The sequence below is a fragment of the Vibrio sp. PID17_43 genome, assembly GCF_002608565.1.
Lineage (GTDB): Bacteria > Pseudomonadota > Gammaproteobacteria > Enterobacterales > Vibrionaceae > Vibrio.
In genome coordinates this window covers 1-17,974 of record NZ_LIXM01000003.1, presented here as the reverse complement: position 1 = coordinate 17,974, position 17,974 = coordinate 1, and the positions used below count along the sequence as shown (strand labels likewise).

The 17,974-nt window shown below is 44.2% G+C and carries 16 protein-coding genes; 13 read left to right on the top strand and 3 right to left on the bottom strand.

The window, feature by feature from the left end; genetic code table 11:
• Positions 1-18: 18 nt before the first annotated feature.
• Together AK965_RS02675 and AK965_RS02670 are read left to right on the top strand one after the other, a co-directional pair.
• Positions 19-633 (top strand): fumarylacetoacetate hydrolase family protein, encoded by a 615-nt coding sequence (locus AK965_RS02675; protein WP_099078160.1) that lies wholly within the window; start codon positions 19-21, stop codon positions 631-633.
• A 522-nt stretch (positions 634-1,155) separates the two neighbouring features.
• Positions 1,156-1,788 (top strand): LysE family translocator, encoded by a 633-nt coding sequence (locus AK965_RS02670; protein ID WP_099078159.1) that lies wholly within the window; start codon positions 1,156-1,158, stop codon positions 1,786-1,788.
• Between the two features lie 166 nt (positions 1,789-1,954).
• On the opposite strand, the gene AK965_RS02665 is transcribed toward AK965_RS02670, so the two are convergent.
• Entirely contained in the window at positions 1,955-3,649 is a 1,695-nt protein-coding gene (locus AK965_RS02665; RefSeq protein WP_099078158.1) for a phospho-sugar mutase, read from the bottom strand.
• A 325-nt stretch (positions 3,650-3,974) separates the two neighbouring features.
• On the opposite strand from AK965_RS02665, the gene coxB reads away from it, so the two are divergent.
• From coxB to AK965_RS02645, 4 genes are read left to right on the top strand one after another with little or no spacing between them, the layout of a single operon-like run.
• Positions 3,975-5,138 carry a cytochrome c oxidase subunit II gene (gene coxB, locus AK965_RS02660; RefSeq protein ID WP_099078157.1) on the top strand — a complete coding sequence of 388 codons (1,164 nt, stop codon included), beginning with the start codon at positions 3,975-3,977 and terminating at the stop codon, positions 5,136-5,138.
• Positions 5,135-6,775 (top strand): cytochrome c oxidase subunit I, encoded by a 1,641-nt coding sequence (ctaD, locus tag AK965_RS02655; protein WP_099078156.1) that lies wholly within the window; start codon positions 5,135-5,137, stop codon positions 6,773-6,775. Before coxB ends, ctaD begins: the two co-directional genes overlap by 4 nt.
• 21 nt (positions 6,776-6,796) lie before the next feature.
• Entirely contained in the window at positions 6,797-7,402 is a 606-nt protein-coding gene (locus AK965_RS02650; protein WP_099078155.1) for a cytochrome c oxidase assembly protein, read from the top strand.
• Positions 7,399-8,283, top strand: a complete 885-nt coding sequence (locus tag AK965_RS02645) for a cytochrome c oxidase subunit 3 (protein WP_099078154.1) — start codon at positions 7,399-7,401, stop codon at positions 8,281-8,283. The genes AK965_RS02650 and AK965_RS02645 overlap by 4 nt, the downstream gene beginning before the upstream one ends.
• Before the next feature lie 2 nt (positions 8,284-8,285).
• Here the strand turns inward: AK965_RS02645 and AK965_RS02640 are convergent, their stop codons facing one another.
• Entirely contained in the window at positions 8,286-8,522 is a 237-nt protein-coding gene (locus tag AK965_RS02640; protein WP_172438048.1) for a DUF2909 family protein, read from the bottom strand.
• On the opposite strand from AK965_RS02640, the gene AK965_RS02635 reads away from it, so the two are divergent.
• Genes AK965_RS02635 through cyoE form a run of 4 tightly spaced genes read left to right on the top strand, consistent with a single transcriptional unit; the run spans position 8,521 to position 11,756 of the window.
• Positions 8,521-9,288: an SURF1 family protein gene (locus AK965_RS02635; protein WP_099078346.1), complete on the top strand. Its 768-nt coding sequence runs from the start codon at positions 8,521-8,523 to the stop codon at positions 9,286-9,288. The genes AK965_RS02640 and AK965_RS02635 overlap by 2 nt on opposite strands.
• Complete coding sequence (locus AK965_RS02630; protein ID WP_099078153.1) at positions 9,285-9,821, top strand: cytochrome oxidase biogenesis cluster protein; 537 nt, start codon at positions 9,285-9,287, stop codon at positions 9,819-9,821. The genes AK965_RS02635 and AK965_RS02630 overlap by 4 nt, the downstream gene beginning before the upstream one ends.
• Before the next feature lie 11 nt (positions 9,822-9,832).
• Complete coding sequence (locus tag AK965_RS02625) at positions 9,833-10,852, top strand: heme A synthase (RefSeq protein ID WP_099078152.1); 1,020 nt, start codon at positions 9,833-9,835, stop codon at positions 10,850-10,852.
• Complete coding sequence (gene cyoE, locus AK965_RS02620) at positions 10,845-11,756, top strand: heme o synthase (RefSeq protein ID WP_099078151.1); 912 nt, start codon at positions 10,845-10,847, stop codon at positions 11,754-11,756. Before AK965_RS02625 ends, cyoE begins: the two co-directional genes overlap by 8 nt.
• Before the next feature lie 403 nt (positions 11,757-12,159).
• On the opposite strand, the gene AK965_RS02615 is transcribed toward cyoE, so the two are convergent.
• On the bottom strand, positions 12,160-13,161 hold the full coding sequence (locus AK965_RS02615; RefSeq protein ID WP_099078150.1) for an OmpA family protein: 1,002 nt from the start codon (positions 13,159-13,161) through the stop codon (positions 12,160-12,162).
• A gap of 456 nt (positions 13,162-13,617) precedes the next feature.
• On the opposite strand from AK965_RS02615, the gene aroG reads away from it, so the two are divergent.
• From aroG to AK965_RS02600, 3 genes are all read left to right on the top strand, one after another.
• Positions 13,618-14,670: a 3-deoxy-7-phosphoheptulonate synthase AroG gene (gene aroG, locus AK965_RS02610; protein WP_099078149.1), complete on the top strand. Its 1,053-nt coding sequence runs from the start codon at positions 13,618-13,620 to the stop codon at positions 14,668-14,670.
• A gap of 170 nt (positions 14,671-14,840) precedes the next feature.
• The gene (locus tag AK965_RS02605) at positions 14,841-16,013 is read left to right on the top strand and encodes an MFS transporter (protein ID WP_099078148.1); all 1,173 of its coding nucleotides are present in this window, start codon (positions 14,841-14,843) and stop codon (positions 16,011-16,013) included.
• 169 nt (positions 16,014-16,182) lie between these two features.
• Positions 16,183-17,745, top strand: a complete 1,563-nt coding sequence (locus AK965_RS02600) for a PAS domain-containing methyl-accepting chemotaxis protein (protein ID WP_099078147.1) — start codon at positions 16,183-16,185, stop codon at positions 17,743-17,745.
• Positions 17,746-17,974: the final 229 nt, after the last annotated feature.

Here is a 17,974-nt window from a genome sequence, read left to right as displayed (position 1 = left end):
GTTTTGCAGGGAAGAGCAATGAGCGTCATTCAGGTTGAAGAAAAGAATGTCAAAGTTGGCAAAGTTCTGTGCGTTGGACGCAACTATGCTGAGCATATTCAAGAGCTCAATAATGCGATGCCAGAGCAGATGGTCGTATTCAATAAGCCAGCGACTTCTGTCTCAACTAAGCTCACCGCATTTCATCAAGAACCTCTGCATTACGAAGCAGAAATCTGTTTTTCGATCAAAAACGGTCAATACAGTGCGGTAGGGCTTGGCTTAGATCTAACCAAGCGTGGTTTGCAGTCAACTCTCAAAGAAAAAGGGCTACCTTGGGAGCGTGCCAAAGCGTTTGATGGCTCAGCGGTGTTCAGTCGTTTTCGCCCTCTTGAGGGGATAGATATAGACGATCTCCATTTAGAACTGTTGATTAACTGTGTTCATGTTCAGAAAGGACACGTTAAGCAGATGCTTTACCCGCCAATGACCATTCTGGATGAGCTTAAGAGTTACACATCTTTAGAAGACGGTGATGTGGTGATGACCGGTACGCCAAAAGGCGTAGGAGAAGTCCATCAAGGTGATGTCTTCCTTGGTCGTTTGAAGTGTGGGGAAATCACCTTACTAGAAATCGAATGGTTGGCTACTTAATTGCCGCTTACAATCAAACTCGAAGCAGTAAAAATGTGATCATACTAGCGATGGTAGTCAGTAAGACATTTTCGTCACAGGTAAGCAACTGAGACTGCCACTGTGGCTGGCAATATAAATGGATTTTTGCCAAGTTCACCCCTGACATAAATACAATGTGTGCCCATTGCGGTAAACACCGCAGGGCTAGCATAACGCAACAAGCTGCTCTAAGCTGCCCAGCTCTTGAGCAATTTTAAAAGTCGCAACTTCCTTATTCTTCTCTTTCATCTTTGTTCGTGATGTTTAAGCTTAATGTCTCTACATAAAGTCCTTTCGAGTTTACCGAAACCATCCTGCTTATTTTTGTACGAAATTGCTATCAGTATTAAAAATGAACAGAAAAAAGGTTAATTGTTTTAAAGTTGAATATTAAACCTTTTGTATTTTCTGTATTTAGCTTTTTACTTGGACATTTTGTCTGGTTGTTATCCATTCATTGGTATAAGATCCGCCGCCTGTTTTTGAATAGCTAGTTCCACCATGATCGATTTATCTGTACTCCCTGTTTATCTCACCGCTGTTATTGCACTTCTTCTATTGCCTGGACCTGACATGCTGCTAATAGCCAGCTCTAGCATGAGTTATGGTAAGAAAGTCGGTTTGTTCGCAAGTTTAGGCAATGCGACATCAGGCGTAATCTTAACCTTGCTGGCAGCGATGGGCGTATCGACCTTAATTGCGATGAGTCCAATCGCGTTAAAAGTGCTTCATCTACTTGGTGGCGCGTACTTGCTGAAAATGGGGTGGGATTGCTTGCAAGCAGAGGCGGCATCAGCACCTGAGCTTGATCAGAAGAATAAGATGGCGTCGACCTATTACCAGCGTGCGTTGATGAGTAACTTGCTTAACCCGAAAGCACTGGTGTTCTTCGTCATGTTTTTACCTCAATTTGTATCTAGCAACATTACCGCATCTTCTGGTGAACAAATGCTCGCGTTGGGATTGGTGCTAAATGTGCTTGGTTTACTGTTCAACTTATTGCTTGTTGCGCTGGCGGGGACTTTAGGTAAAGGATTACTGGAAAACGAAAAGTTCCGCATGTACCAAGGCAAGTTTATGGGCTTGGTGTTCGTGATCCTTGCCGTGTGGATACTAAGTAGCTTCGCGATGTAATTTGTAAGAACAATCAGATTTTCTAACAAAAGCCAGCACTCGCTGGCTTTTTAGTATCGGGTCGATTTCTAGAAGTGGCTGTAATGAAGATTGAATTCAAGCTTGAGCCGAGAACAGAATCGCTCGGTGAACCTTTTTTGCTATTTGCCTTATTGTTCAGCGCTGCTCAAAAGCTTTGCTGATGTGCTTCAATCAACGCGTTCATCTTCGCTTCTGCAGCTTGGCTTGCTTGCTCGTAGTCCACATCTGTAGGGAAGTCGCTGATCACTTCATAGTAACACTTCAACTTAGGCTCAGTGCCAGAAGGGCGAACAATCACACGAGATTTGTCTTCTAAGTGGTAGATCAGAACGTCACTTGCTGGCAGGTTGATCGCTTCTGTTGGACCGTCGATGACAAAACGAAGTGATGATTTCAGATCTTCTATCACGTTAATACGAATACCTGCGATTGCTTTTGGTGGATTCGCACGAAGTTTGTCACCGATTGGGGGGGATTTAGGATCAAGCGAAATGCTGCGTTGTGCGTTGAAGTAGAAGCCGTGTTGACGGTATAGCTCTTCGAGTTTGTCCCAAAGCGTTTTGCCTTCTGCTTTCAGTTTGCCAGTCAATTGAGAGAAAGCGACCAATGCAGATAGGCCATCTTTATCCCATACCTTGTTGCCTACCGTGTAGCCTAGCGCTTCTTCGTAAGCAAACAAGAATGGATTGGCCTCAGTCTCTTGAGTCATTGCCACGTTCGTTAGCCACTTAAATCCGGTTAGCGTTTGGTAGTATTCTGCGCCGTGTGCTTTTGCAATACTGCTCAATAGGCGAGAAGACACAATTGTATTGCCGACCAGTGCATTTGGTTGATCTTGTAGTAAGTAATCACCAAACAGTGAGCCGACTTGGTCTCCTGTTAGCATTTGATATTCGCCATTAGGGCGTTTTACTGCGACAGCAAAACGGTCCGCATCTGGGTCGTTGGCGCAGGCAATGTCTGCGTCAACTGATTTACCTAGCGCCATGACCATGTCCATAGCGCCCGCTTCTTCTGGGTTAGGGAAGTTAACGGTTGGGAAAGCACCATCCGGTTCGCGCTGTTCTGAGACACTTGCCACTTTGTTAAAGCCAGCATCCGCAAGCAGCGTTTCTGCCATGTCTGCGCCTACACCGTGCATTGCCGTGTAAACGATAGAAATGTCGGTGTTGTTATCGGGTGTCAGCAGCGGGTTTTCATTCATTGCTTTTCGGTAAGCTTGGTAGTACTCATCCTCTAACCAAACCAATAGACCTTGCTGTTTCGCATCGTCTAGAGACATGAGCGGCAGTGGCTTTGTCGTTGCTTCATCGATCTTAGCTGCTATACCAGAGTCGTGCGGTGGAATGATTTGTGCGCCATTTCCCCAATATACTTTAAAGCCATTGTACTCAGGAGGATTATGACTGGCTGTTACAACGACAGCGGCCGCGGCATTTAACTCACGAACGCCAAAAGCAACAATTGGTGTCGCTGCTACTTTGTAGGTTAGGTAAACCTTGATGCCTAAAGCGGTTAGTACTGAAGCGGTATCGTGCGCGAACTGCTTCGAATCTGGGCGACCATCGTAGCCAATAACAACGCCTCGAGAGAATGAGTCTTTTACTTGTTCAATGAGGTAGTGACCGAGACCAGTGGCCGTTTCTTGAATCACGAGACGGTTCATGCGATTTGGACCGGCACCGACTTTACCGCGCAGACCTGCGGTACCAAACGCAAGACGGGAGCCAAAACGGTCAGAAAGCTCTTGTTCATTATTGGTGTCAGCTAAGTGCTGTAACTCTTCACGAGTTTTAGGGTCAGGATCTCGTGCCAGCCATTGAGTAATTGGTGCAGTCATATTTGTCTTTCCTTAGTAGGGAACCTACCTATTAGACACTTTTCAATGAAAAGCATCTCAGTTTCTCTCTTAATTAATGTAAATCGTTCTCAATTACATTTCAAAGTTGGCAATCGTTAAACTGAAATTCATTTTCTCAATTGTATATAATTTATTCGCATTTAATTTCTTGAAGAACCTTTGAACTAAAACTAGCCTTTAACATAATTATAACAAAGCATGTTGAACACGCAGTTTTTATGAATTTTAGTAAGTTTGTTCGATATTTGCATTGGGAAGCAAGGAAGCTCGCGTAAGCGCAGCGGCTGAGCAGAGGAGAGATCTTTTGAAAAGATTAGCAACTACTCTAGCCATAGTAACGAATGTGATTTTTATCACATTTTCATCGTGCGCTTGGTCAGAGCAGAATGATTACAACATGACAAAAGGCGTTACCGCAATAAGTGAGCAAGTGTTTGAATTGCATATGCTTATCTTTTATATCTGTTGCGCTATTGCCTTAGTAGTTTTTGGCGTTATGTTCTATTCCATCATCCGCCACCGTAAATCAAAAGGAGCAGTTGCCGCGAATTTCCATGAAAGCACAAAAGTGGAAATTATCTGGACCGTTATTCCCGTCATTATCCTCATCGCAATGGCTATTCCTGCGACAAAAACGCTGGTGGCGATGGAAGATACCAGCCAATCGGATCTCACGGTAAAAATAACGGGATCACAATGGAAGTGGCATTACAGTTATTTTGGTGAGGATGTTGAGTTCTTCAGCTTACTCGCAACTAGCCAGAAAGAAATCGATGGAATTGAAGCAAAAGGAGCGCACTACCTACTTGAAGTAGACAACCCACTCGTGTTGCCCATTAACCGTAAAGTGCGCTTCTTAATGACATCTGATGATGTAATTCACTCTTGGTGGGTTCCCGATTTTGCAGTGAAGAAAGACACGATCCCCGGTTTTATTAACGAAGCATGGACCAAGATTGATAAGCCTGGTGTTTATCGCGGCCAGTGTGCAGAACTCTGTGGTCGTGCGCATGGCTTTATGCCGGTTGTTGTTCACGCGATGGTTGAAGAAGAATTTGACCAATGGTTGTCAGGAAAGAAAGAAGAGATGGCATTGCAAAAAGCCGCAGCTCAGGAGGCCCTATCTCAAGACTTATCGATGGGTGACCTGATGGCACAAGGAGAATCTATCTACACGGCACGTTGTGCAGTGTGTCATCAAGCGAATGGTGAGGGTATTCCTGGTGCATTTCCTGCAATAAAAGGCAGTGCCATTGCTCAAGGTGAAGTTGATACTCACATCGATGTGATCGTCAATGGCCGGGCAGGCACCGCAATGCAAGCTTTTGCGAACCAATTAAGCGACCAAGAAATCGCAGCGGTGATTACTTACCAACGTAATGCGTGGGGTAATGACACAGGTGATACCATTCAAGCATCGGACGTTAATACCTTTAAGGCGCAAGAAACTGCCAAGGAGGAGATATGAGCAAGTCATTTGAAAAAGCGGTAAAGTCAGCGCCTGTAGAAGCGCAAACCAGTGCGAATACCACTATTGCTATTGATGACAGCCACGACCATGATCATGCACCAAAGGGTATTGCTCGTTGGATCTATTCAACAAACCACAAAGATATCGGCACACTCTATCTTTGGTTTAGCTTTGCCATGTTTCTCACTGGTGGCGCGATGGCAATGGTCATTCGTGCAGAGCTATTTCAACCGGGCTTACAGTTAGTAGACCCTCAGTTCTTTAACCAGATGACTACAGTTCACGGTTTAGTGATGGTGTTTGGTGCGGTCATGCCTGCTTTTACTGGCCTTGCTAACTGGATGATCCCAATGATGATTGGTGCTCCTGATATGGCACTGCCACGCATGAATAATCTGAGTTTCTGGATTTTACCTTTTGCCTTCCTCATTTTGATTGGCTCATTGTTCTTACCTGGTGGAGGTCCTGATTTTGGCTGGACCTTCTATGCACCACTTTCAACAACTTACGGGCCAGATAGTACTGCGTTATTTGTTTTCTCTGTGCATATAATGGGTATTAGTTCGATAATGGGTGCCATCAACGTGATCGTGACCATCGTCAACATGCGAGCGCCCGGTATGACTTGGTTTAAGCTGCCAATGTTCGTTTGGACATGGTTGATTACGGCATTCTTACTCATCGCCGTAATGCCCGTGTTGGCTGGGGCAGTTACCATGGTATTGACCGATAAATACTTTGGAACCAGCTTCTTTGATGCCGCGGGTGGCGGTGACCCAGTGATGTTCCAGCATATTTTCTGGTTCTTTGGTCACCCAGAGGTATACATTATGATTTTACCATCGTTTGGTATTATCTCGGCCATCATTCCGGCTTTCAGCGGTAAGAAACTTTTTGGCTACCACTCTATGGTTTACGCCACTTGTAGTATCGCACTGCTCTCATTCCTTGTTTGGGCTCACCATATGTTCACGACGGGGATGCCGGTATTTGCAGAGCTCTTCTTTATGTATTGCACCATGTTGATTGCAGTGCCCACCGGAGTGAAGGTCTTCAATTGGGTGGCAACCATGTGGAGAGGCGCGTTGACATTTGAAACGCCAATGCTATTTGCCATTGCTTTTATCGTATTGTTTACCATTGGTGGTTTCTCAGGCTTGATGCTTGCGATAGTACCCGCAGATTTCCAGTATCACGATACCTATTTTGTGGTCGCGCATTTCCACTATGTACTGGTCTCCGGCGCAGTGTTCTCCATCATGGCTGCCGTTTACTACTGGCTGCCCAAATGGACAGGGCATATGTATGACCAAAAACTGAGTCTCTGGCATTTCTGGTGTTCAGTGATTTCGGTGAACGTGCTGTTTTTCCCAATGCACTTTTTAGGGTTGGCAGGTATGCCAAGACGTATTCCTGATTATGCGATTCAGTTTGCGGATGTGAATCAAATAGTCTCAATTGGCGGTTTTGCCTTTGGCTTGTCACAGCTGATCTTTTTGTGGTTGGTGATCAAATGTATTCGTGGTGGTGAAAAAGCATCAGCGAAACCGTGGGAACGTGCGGAAGGATTAGAATGGACGGTACAAAGCCCAGCGCCGTACCACACATTTACAACGCCCCCTAAAATCGATTAATGGACATTCGAGGTGATTGAGATGCAATCCAAATCATCCAACAAAAGACTGACAATCAAGCTGTTATTGGCAACGGCATTGATGTTTGGTTTTGGTTTTGCTCTGGTTCCTCTTTACGACATTATGTGCGATGCGCTCGGAATCAACGGTAAAACCAGTGATGTCGCCTCGATACAGCCGATAGGTATGCAACCAGACATCAGCCGTACCATTCGCGTTGAATTCATGGCACATGTGAGCCCTGATATGCCATGGGAGTTCAAACCGAAAGTGCTCTCTATGGATGTGCATCCGGGGGAAGTGGTTCAGACCGAATATCTTGCTTTTAATCAAAGTGACCAGAACTTGGTTGGACAAGCGGTGCCTTCTGTCTCCCCCGGTACTGGCGCAGCGTATTTCAATAAAATCGAATGTTTTTGCTTTAATCAACAACCCCTAGATGGTAAGCAGCAAGCAAGCATGCCTTTGATCTTCTATATCGAACCCGACGTGCCGAACTCGATTCACACGTTGACGCTGTCTTACACACTCTACAAGCTTTCTCCTCAATCGGGCGATTCGTCAGTTGTTAGCCTCTCAAGGAGCGAGATACAGGCCAATAAGCCTCTGCAAGGAGAGAATCAATGAGCAACAAGCCTGAAACGTACTATGTCCCGGCCCAAAGCAACTGGCCCATTGTTTGCGCATTTGCCCTTTTCTTAGTGGCCGTAGGCGCTGGATTGACTGTCCAAGGAACCCAAACTGAGAGTGCGATTGGAACCTTAGGTGTCATTATTCTAACGTTTGGTGTGATATTTCTACTTTACATTGTGGCGAGGTGGTTCAGCAACGTGATTACAGAATCGCTTACCGGGAAATATAATGCTCAAATAACGCGCTCTTTTCGTCAAGGAATGAGTTGGTTCATTTTTTCTGAAGTGATGTTTTTTGGGGCATTTTTTGGAGCGCTGTTTTACGCAAGAATGATTTCGGTGCCTTGGTTGGGTGGGGCTGACAACAATTTTATGACCCATGAGGTGCTGTGGCCTAATTTTGAAGCAATATGGCCTTTAACGATGACGCCTGCAGGTGATATTACTCAGGCAATGCCTTGGGACGGTATACCTCTAACCAATACGATTATCCTGCTATTGTCTTCAGTTACGTTACACATGGCACATGTGAGTTTGGAAAAAAACCATCGTACAGCACTCATTGTCTGGTTAGAAATCACCATCGTACTGGCTTGTTTCTTTTTGTATTACCAGGTTGTGGAATATGGGCATGCATATGAAGAAATGAATCTAACTCTACAATCAGGGATCTACGGCAACACCTTCTTTATGCTGACGGGTTTTCATGGTTTGCATGTGTGTCTCGGTACCATTTTCCTGATTGTATTGTTGTTTAGAATCGCCAAAGATCACTTCTCTCCAAAAGATCATTTTGCGTTTCAAGCAGGCAGTTGGTATTGGCACTTCGTGGATGTGGTCTGGCTATGTTTATTTGTGTTCGTCTATGTGCTGTAAAGCTAGTAAGGGCGAGGGTTCGGCGTAATCATCCCGGTGCTTAATGCGATAAGAAGAAGTATGACCACCAAGGCAGAAAACATGACACGACGACCTAGATAGTGGCTCATTGGTTTAACTTTTTTCTCAGCATTGTCTGGATCTTCTCGAACCATTTCGATTAGTGCTTTTGCGAGGTTGAAAATGATGAATAGCAGCAAAAGAACCAGCGTTAATTTGAACAGAAATACGGTGGACATAGCACCTCCAGGTTCGTCGTTATGGTTATCGAAGTGGGTGTGGTTAGCTGTTTGTTTAACTGTGGCTGTGTTTTCTCTTTTGGTCAAACTGGGTTTTTGGCAACTCGAGCGTGGGCATCAGAAACGACTTCTAGAGCAGTCAATTTTAGCCAGATCGGATGCCCCTTATCAGGACATATCGACGGTATTGGATACTAACGATTGGCGTGAAGAAAATGTGATGGGGATAAAGGTCAAAGCAGAGATCAAACCGGAATCTTTGCCACTTATTCTACTAGATAATCAGACGTTTGAAGGTAAAGTGGGTTATCTCGCATTTCAAGTTGTTTCTTTGAGTCAAGATCCAGCGATACTGACACTCTTAGAGCTGGGGTTTGTTCAAGGGGAAAGAACACGGTCATTGTTGCCGAATGTTAGTGCTCTCGCTAGACCACTCACTGTCACCGGACGTTTATATCGCAAGTCGACTAACCCCTTGAGTTCCGCCTTGATGGCGGAGATGAGAGATGTCATTCGTGTGCAGAACCTCAATATTAACCAGTTAAGTCAGTTATTGGATAGAGAGTTGATGCCAACGATTTTTCAGCCCGACAATTTAGATAACTGGCCGTATCCCTTTCCGTGGAATCCCGTACCACTAACGAGTTCTAAACACTTCGGTTACTCGTTTCAGTGGTTTTCTATGGCTAGTGTTTTCTTACTTATTTCGGTGATTATTTTTGTTCGATCGATAAGAAACAGAGCGTCACATGGAGGTGAAGCATGACATCAGCAGTAACTAAAGGGCGAATTGTTCTGATTTCGTTGGTTTGTTTATTCGCATTTCCGGCGGTCATGGCAAAATTAGTGCTTAGCCAAGGTTGGTATAAGACCGGAGTGACAAATAGAGGTCAGTTGATTGAGCCTTACACTACGTTAGGTCAACTTGGGCAAGCATCGCCTTTGGTGGAGAGAGGTTGGCAACTGGCTTATGTCTTGCCAGCGGAGTGCAGGGAACAGTGTCAGCAACAACTCCATTTAATGCAGCAAAGTCATATCGCGCTAGGTAAGTATCAAGAGCGTGTCGTGCCAGTCATTTGGACATCTCAACGATCGGGCTCTGTAGGGGGAACAATGGCCGTGATGCAAATGAATGACGCTTTATCAGCTAAAGTGCACCAGGGACAAGTGTTAATTGTTGATCCATTAGGGCAATTGGTCATGTCTTACACCTCTCAGCCTAATGAAGACCTAGTGGCACTCAGTAAAGATATGCTGGCAGATCTACGAAAATTATTGAAATTGTCTCGAGTTGGGTAGGGGGGAAGTTCATGACATTGATACGACTGGTTAAAATCAGTTTATGCCTTACGCTAGTGGTGATCATGTTAGGCGCATATACCCGTCTAGCTGATGCGGGTCTCGGTTGCCCAGATTGGCCGGGTTGTTATGGACAATTGTTGGTACCACAATCAGAAGCTGAAGTGTTGAAAGCGAACGCCTCGTTTCCTGAACGTGCGGTTGAGCAAGATAAAGCATGGTTAGAAATGATTCATCGCTATTTTGCTGGTACGCTAGGGCTTGTCATTCTTGTTATAGCAATAGCCTCAGCGAGAGCTAAACAAGTCGACGCCACTATTCCAATCTTGTTGTGCCTATTGGTGATAGGGCAGGCTGCGCTTGGTATGTGGACAGTGACCCTTAAGCTTATGCCAGCTATCGTTATGCTTCATTTAATCGGTGGTTTTACGCTTTTAGCACTACAAATGGTGTTTTTGTGTCAGTTAGCATCACAGAATAACGTCGATTTTCCACCCTCGTCAAAAATAGTTCGCGTGCTCTCAATCGTGACTTTTGGTGTCGTGTTCAGTCAGGTGTTATTAGGGGGATGGACATCATCTAATTATGCTGCGCTAATGTGTACAACATTACCCATCTGTGAAGGAAATTGGATAAGTTATCTGTCGTGGAAAGAGGCATTTTCTTTTTGGCAATCAGGATTTGATAGCTATGAGTTTGGGGTGTTGGATTATCCTGCGCGAATGACGATTCATATAACGCATCGTATTGGTGCGATCGTGACGACTGCTGTCGTATTGACATATTGCTATGTATTGCTGCAACAAGGATCTCAGTACCTACAGAAAATCGGCAAATGGCTGTGTTTTACACTGGTTTGTCAAATCCTACTTGGTGTGAGCAACGTGCTCTTTCAGTTACCCATTTTTATTGCTGTTGCGCATAATATCGGTGCAGCGGTGATGCTGAGTTTAGTTTGCATCAGCCAATTTTATCTGTGGCAGGGAAAGGCTTGTTGGAATGATAAAGCGAAAGGAGTTCGCTATGAGTAAAGAAATTGCGCTATCACTAGAAAGTCGTAAGAAGATGGGGTCAGCGTACTTGAAGCTAACTAAGCCGAAGGTTGTGGCGCTCATGTTAATTACAGCCATTGTTGGAATGAGTTTAGCTCCGGTCGCTTCTTTTCCTTGGCTACAAGCCATATTTGGTTTAATGGGTATTGGCTTAATGGCGGGTTCTGCTGCAGCATTTAATCATTTGATAGATAGACGTATTGATGCTCGTATGGCTAGGACGCATAACCGCCCACTACCATCAGGTGAACTCAACCCCACTTCCGTCAGTATTTTTGCGACTAGCTTAGGCCTTTTTGGTTTCTCTGTACTCTATGTGTTTGTCAATGCACCTACGGCGTGGATGACATTTCTTAGTTTGCTGGGGTATGCGGTGATCTACACCATGTATTTAAAACGAGCTACCCCACAAAATATCGTGATAGCTGGGATAGCTGGTGCCATGCCACCGCTTTTGGGGTGGACGGCTGTGACAGGAGAGCTTCATGCCAATGCTTGGTTGTTGGTGATGATTATTTTTATTTGGACGCCCCCTCATTTTTGGGCGTTGGCGATTCATCGGGTAGAGGATTACCGAAAAGTTGAGATCCCAATGTTGCCCGTTACGCACGGTGTCGAATACACCAAAACATCGATTCTGCTTTATACCGTGTTGCTTGCCTTAGTTTGTATATTGCCTGTTTTGGTTGGTATGGCTGGTTCGGTTTACTTATTCTCATCACTCTTACTTAATGCCGGATTCGTTTACCACGCTTGGAAGCTTAAGTTCTCCCCAGAATCTAACAGCGCGATAGATACGTTTAAGTTCTCTATCTACCACCTCCTTGCTCTATTTGTGACGTTGCTTGTAGATCACTATATCGGCTTGTTTATTCTTTTATAACCATCAGTTTTAAATCATTTTTGTCACCGCACCTTTAACTAACGTGCGGTTTGTGTTTGTGAGTAACGATGTATACCCAAGTGACATGCCCTCAAATGTCGAGTTGTCTTGGCCTACATATTTTGTTAACACCATTTTTTAGATTCACTCAGTCTTCAAATTGTTACCTTGCTTGATAACCGAATCATTCTCACAGAGCCAATCGCTTGGAGGTTCGTTGTGTATCACTTAATGTAGAATTTAATTGGATTGTATTATTAGAGAACCCAAGCGCAACAGTGATTTGAATGATGGGGGAGAAAAAGGCGGTAAGAACGCTGAAAGTTAGTAGGAAAGCATAATTTGAAGCAAACAAAAGGGATGGCGAGCCATCCCTTAGAGTTTAGAACGTAGTTCTAATTAATTATTGTACAGTTGTTTTAATTGTTTCTTGGTATTCAACTTCTTCGTATTGGAACTCAGGAACAACAACTTCGACACGACGGTTTTTCTCACGACCTTCTGGAGTGCTGTTGTCAGCGACTGGATCTTCTTCACCCATGCCTTTTACTGTAAAGCGATCTGCATCAATACCTGCAGCAATGAGATAGTCGGCAACTGCTTGAGCACGACGCTCAGACAGTTTTAGGTTGTATGCTGCTGGACCTGAGCTATCTGTGTAACCTGTGATTTCAACTTTAGCTTGTGGGTATTCATTCAAGAAGTTTACGAAGTTGTTTAGGCGTTCAGATACTTCGTTAGTGAGCTTAGCGCTGTTGAATTCGAACGTTCCTGTGCCGTACTCTTCTTTGTGCGTTTTCGTTAGCACTACAGCTTCTTGAACCACTTCTTCTGTGACTACTGCGGCTGCCACAGGTGCTGCTGCGAACTTATAGTTAACACCAATACCGAAGAAGTTTGCGTCCATATTCTTCCAGGTATCATCTGTCATATCGTGATAGCGTTGGTATTCAGCTCTTACACTCCAATTACGATCGATGTCATACTCTGCACCCAACGAACCTGTTGGAACAAAGTCTTTTTCGTCACCAGACATCATGTAAGCGCCACCGATTTTTGCAAACAAGTTCCAAGTATCGTTGAGGTGCCAGTTGAATTTAGGCGCAAGCGTTAGTGCGGCAAGACGACCGTCGATGATATTAACAACGTTGCCAGATTTAAAATTAGCCTTATAGTGACCTAGCCAATCAACACCATATTCTAAACCGATAATATCGGTGAAATCGTAACCGATGTGTAGCCCAACACCAAAAGAGTCATCATCACAAGGGCTGTTTAGGTAGCAGGCATCACCTAGCGTAGTCATGCCTACCTTGCCCCCAACGTACATTTCAGCTGAAGCAGAGTTCATTAAAGCGCTACCACTGGCTACCACTGCTGCTACTGCAATTGCTACTTTCTTCATAATCTTTCCTTGTATTGATTGCATATTAACTTCTACTTTGTCTTTAAAATTTTTGAAAACGAGTAGTTATAAGATATCAGTTTCATATAGCTATTACCTAACATTAAGCAACAATAGCTTAGAATTCAATACACTTTTCGTCTCACTATCTCCCACAAACTTCTGATATTTCTTACATTGTAGACAAGATTTTTAAAGTTTTTAGAAAATGCATGATTATTTTGAACTTTTTCCGTAAACGATGTTTTACACCGAAGTTTTATGTAAACGGCTGTTCCGGTTTGCATTTTTTTTGAAAAAGTGATTGAAACTGTGGTGGTAAGCCGATAACGTGTTTAAACCAACACAACTAGATGAACCTAGAGCCCTTTTATTACTTGTTTTGTGAACAATGTTGAAGTGAATAACGTTGGGTAAAAATACTGGGTTAGAGAACGCAACCAGGAAGTAGAAGTAATGTTTCAAACTGATGATGTAAGAATTAATAAAGTAAAAGAGTTATTGCCACCGGTAGCGGTGCTAGAGAAATTCCCGGCAACTGAAACCGCTTCTTCGACCACTTTTGAATGCCGAAACTCAATTCATAATATTTTGGAAGGTAAGGATGACCGGTTGCTTGTCATCGTCGGTCCGTGCTCGATCCATGATCCAGAAGCGGCAGTAGAATACGGGAAGAAACTAAAGGTATTACGTGACGAGCTTAGTGACCAGCTAGAAATCGTAATGCGAGTGTACTTTGAGAAACCGCGAACGACTGTCGGTTGGAAAGGGCTTATTAACGATCCGTATTTGAATGACACCTTTAAGCTAAATGACGGTCTTCGTATAGGACGCAAGCTGCTGCTTGACCTGACGGACATGGGGCTTCCTACTGCAAGTGAGTTCCTTGATATGATCACGCCTCAGTACGTTGCGGATTTGATTAGCTGGGGGGCCATCGGTGCTCGTACCACTGAATCTCAAGTGCACCGTGAGTTAGCATCAGGTTTATCTTGTCCTGTTGGCTTTAAGAACGGTACTGACGGTAACATCAAAATTGCAAGTGATGCGATTCGTTCAGCGAGTGCTTCCCACCATTTCTTATCAGTGACGAAATACGGTCATTCTGCCATCGTAGAAACGGCTGGAAACCCTGACTGTCACATTATTCTTCGTGGCGGAAAAGAGCCAAACTATAGTGCTTCTCATGTTGCACTGATCAAAGATGAGCTAGAAGCGGCTGGTTTACCAAAGAAAGTTATGATCGACTTTAGCCATGCGAATAGCTCGAAGCAATTCAAGCGTCAAATGCTGGTATCTGATGATGTGTCTGAGCAGCTATCTGCTGGGGAAGATGCGATTTTTGGTGTCATGATAGAATCTCACCTCGTTGAAGGAAGACAAGATCTTATCGATGGTAAAGCGGATACGTATGGTCAATCAATTACAGATGCATGTATCGGATGGGACGATACTGAAACGGTTTTACGTCAGCTATCTGATGCAGTGAAAGCGCGTCGCACAAGATAGCGCCTAAGTTTCCAATATTAAGAAAAAGCCAGCAGCACGCTGGCTTTTTAATGTTTGAACCACTTATAGTCGTCGAAATAGGAGTGAGTTATTACGGTTGAATATCTCATGTATTTTAGCAACCAATCCATTAAGGTGTTGTAGAAACTAGAAAATACTCAAGGAATGAGATGAATAGAAACGTATGGCTTTTATCGCTTTGCCAAGCTTTACTGATGACAGGAAATATCCTATTGATTTCCGTTATCGCTCTAATCGGTAAGCAAATTGCGCCTTCATCCAGTCTGATTACGCTGCCTGTGGCGTTACAGTTTCTTGGTTTGATGTCCGCAACAATTCCTGCTTCTTTGATTATGGGTAAGCTAGGGCGGAGGCTGGGCTTTAGTGTCGGCAATATTATTGGGGTTATTGGAGCATCGTTAGCGACCTATGCTCTTACTCTGCAAAACTTCTCGCTATTTTGTGCTTCCACCTTCCTGTTAGGTGTTGGGATTGGGTTTGGTACGCTCTATCGATTTGCTGCTATTGAAGTGTGTGATGAGTCAGTAAGGCACCGAGCTATTTCAATCTCAATGGCGGGTGGTGTATTGGCTGCTGTTCTAGGACCGAATTTAGCCGTCTATTCCCAAAATTGGTCAACAGATGGCTTGTACACCAGCGCGTTCGCTGTTTTGATTGTGTTGTATATTACTGCGCTTATTTTGCTGCAAACCATTCGGTTTCCTGCAGCCCACACCCAAAATATTCATGTGAAATCCGATCCGCTCAAAATTATCGTGCGCCGCCCCAACTTCATGATCGCAGTATTAGCAGCAATGGTGGCTTATGCGGTGATGAACATTTTGATGACCGCGACGCCACTTGCCATGATTGGTTGTGGATTTGATTTCACCAGAGCAGCAGGTGTAATCGAATGGCATGTATTGGGAATGTTTGTTCCAGCTTTTTTCACTGGTCGATTGATTGAACAGTTTGGCGCGAAGAAGATGATTATAGCTGGCAGTATGTTATTCATTGTCTGTATCGCGATCAATAGGCACGGCGTGTCAATTTGGCACTTTAGTATTGCTTTGATTTTGCTAGGTGTAGGTTGGAATTTTATGTTTATTGCAGCGACGAGTTTGTTTAGCCAAAGCTACGAAGTGAAGAACAAAAGTAAAGCGCAAGCATTCAATGAGTTCTTGGTGTTTAGCTGTGTCACCGTCACCGCATTACTATCCGGTTGGCTGGAATCGACAGTTGGCTGGCAAAACCTTAACTTGTATGTTCTTCCTTTTGTTCTTTTGGTAATAGCGATATTTATCGTAAACGCGAACAGCAAGCAGCAATCTGAGTGGGCGTAACTTTTCTTATTAGCTCAATATGAACGCTTCTCAATTATTGATGATTTTATAATTTAATGGGTCGATATATGTTGCAAGTTTGGCATTTTTTATTAGCTGATTTGTAATCAAAACAGCCTTAATGTATACAGCATGCACTAAGTAAATAATAATAAGTGAAGTCTTATCTATGTCAGTAAAACTTTCTAATATAGCTCATGAAGTCTTCGTAGGTGAGAGCGAGCAGCTTGTCACGACCACCAACCTAGAGGGTGTGATCACCTACTGCAACGATACCTTTTGCAACATTGCTGAATACACTAAAGAAGAGTTGTTAGGGCAGCACCATAATATCGTACGCCACGGAGATATGCCCAAAGCGGCATTTGACGATATGTGGGCGCGGCTAAAGCAAGGCAAAGCATGGCGAGGTTTGGTGAAAAATCGCACCAAATCTGGAAGGTTCTATTGGGTTGACGCCTATGTTACGCCTATCTATGAAGGCAGCCGAATCATCGGTTATCAGTCTGTGCGTGTCAAACCTAAACGTGAATGGGTTGATATTGCGTCTAAGGCATATCAAGGCTTATTAAAGGCGGAAAAGTCAGGTCGAGCTTGGTCATTCAAGATCAACGAAACTCTACGTTACGCTATCTTAATTGGGTCATTATCAGCACCTGTTACCGGTTATGCGATGTCAGCGGAGGGCCCTTTAGCATGGTTAGCAAGCTTGCTACCAGCAGGGGTGCTCGCATTGCTGTTTCGTCAAGAGTTATTCGATACGCCACAACAATTCAAAAAGCTTCAGTCGCAATATGACAGCATTAGCCGTTTAGTTTATTCAGGTAACACTTCATTTTCTATCGCGGATTTTCACATCAAGATGTTGTCTGCCCGCATACGAACGGTTTTGGGGCGTATGACAGATTCAGCGGTACCCTTACAGCATTGCTCGGAGGATTTGAGTAATACGATGACAGAAGTTGCTGATGCATTAGATCAGCAAAGTAAAGATATTCGACAAGTGCGCGATGCGACAGAGGCGATGGAATCATCTGCAAATTCGGTCTCTTCTAGCACGCATGATGCGCACTTACTGATCGATGACACCCTCAAGTCTTGTTTGCTGGCGAAAGATACCATCGATCAAACGCATAGCAATTTAACTCAGTTAAGCGAGCAAGCAGAAAAAGCAACAGAGACGACGTACCAATTGAGTGATCAGGCACACCAGGTCAGCAAGTTAATGGAAGAGATTGGTGGTATTGCTGATCAGACAAACTTGCTGGCTCTTAATGCCGCGATTGAAGCTGCGAGAGCCGGTGAACAAGGTCGTGGCTTTGCTGTTGTCGCAGATGAGGTGAGAGCGCTCTCTGGCCGTACTTCGAATGCCACAGAGCAAATTAAGACATCGATCGAAGCGATGTTAATGACGATTCAAGGATGGCAGAAAGACATCATTGCGAATAAAGATCAGACCGATACGTGTTCAAAAGTCGCTGAACAGAGTGCACTGCGTTTGTCAGAGGTGGAGCAAATGATGCAAACCATGAGTGGTTTAATGGTTAATGTTGCTGAGTCAGCGAATAAGCAGTTGCAACTGTCGAGCGATGTGAATCAACACATCCACTCTATTGCCTCAACAGCGGAGCAGAACTTAGCCGCGACGTATTCTGTGGAGCAAAACAGCAGGCAGTTAAAAGAGCAAGTGCAAGACTTCTATCGACTGGCCAACCAGTTTGAAGAGAAGTAATTCGACATAGATATTTGGAAACGTTGCTGAAAATAGATAGCTAAAATAAAGCCCCGCCGAAGCGGGGCTTTTCAGTTTTCAAATTCGCAATAGAGAAAACTGATAGTACTAAGCGATTAAGCTAGCAGCTCTTTTGCTGTGTTCACTACGTTTTCTACCGTGAAACCAAACATTTCGAACAGTTGCTCTGCCGGTGCAGATTCACCGAACGTTGTCATACCGATGATGC

Coding starts and splice junctions, on each gene's coding strand:
- AK965_RS02675 (WP_099078160.1), top strand. CDS start 19: ATGAGCGTCATTCAGGTTGAAGAAAAGAATGTCAAAGTTGGCAAAGTT.
- AK965_RS02670 (WP_099078159.1), top strand. CDS start 1,156: ATGATCGATTTATCTGTACTCCCTGTTTATCTCACCGCTGTTATTGCA.
- AK965_RS02665 (WP_099078158.1), bottom strand. CDS start 3,649: ATGACTGCACCAATTACTCAATGGCTGGCACGAGATCCTGACCCTAAA.
- ctaD (WP_099078156.1), top strand. CDS start 5,135: ATGAGCAAGTCATTTGAAAAAGCGGTAAAGTCAGCGCCTGTAGAAGCG.
- AK965_RS02650 (WP_099078155.1), top strand. CDS start 6,797: ATGCAATCCAAATCATCCAACAAAAGACTGACAATCAAGCTGTTATTG.
- AK965_RS02645 (WP_099078154.1), top strand. CDS start 7,399: ATGAGCAACAAGCCTGAAACGTACTATGTCCCGGCCCAAAGCAACTGG.
- AK965_RS02640 (WP_172438048.1), bottom strand. CDS start 8,522: ATGTCCACCGTATTTCTGTTCAAATTAACGCTGGTTCTTTTGCTGCTA.
- AK965_RS02630 (WP_099078153.1), top strand. CDS start 9,285: ATGACATCAGCAGTAACTAAAGGGCGAATTGTTCTGATTTCGTTGGTT.
- AK965_RS02625 (WP_099078152.1), top strand. CDS start 9,833: ATGACATTGATACGACTGGTTAAAATCAGTTTATGCCTTACGCTAGTG.
- cyoE (WP_099078151.1), top strand. CDS start 10,845: ATGAGTAAAGAAATTGCGCTATCACTAGAAAGTCGTAAGAAGATGGGG.
- AK965_RS02615 (WP_099078150.1), bottom strand. CDS start 13,161: ATGAAGAAAGTAGCAATTGCAGTAGCAGCAGTGGTAGCCAGTGGTAGC.
- aroG (WP_099078149.1), top strand. CDS start 13,618: ATGTTTCAAACTGATGATGTAAGAATTAATAAAGTAAAAGAGTTATTG.
- AK965_RS02605 (WP_099078148.1), top strand. CDS start 14,841: ATGAATAGAAACGTATGGCTTTTATCGCTTTGCCAAGCTTTACTGATG.
- AK965_RS02600 (WP_099078147.1), top strand. CDS start 16,183: ATGTCAGTAAAACTTTCTAATATAGCTCATGAAGTCTTCGTAGGTGAG.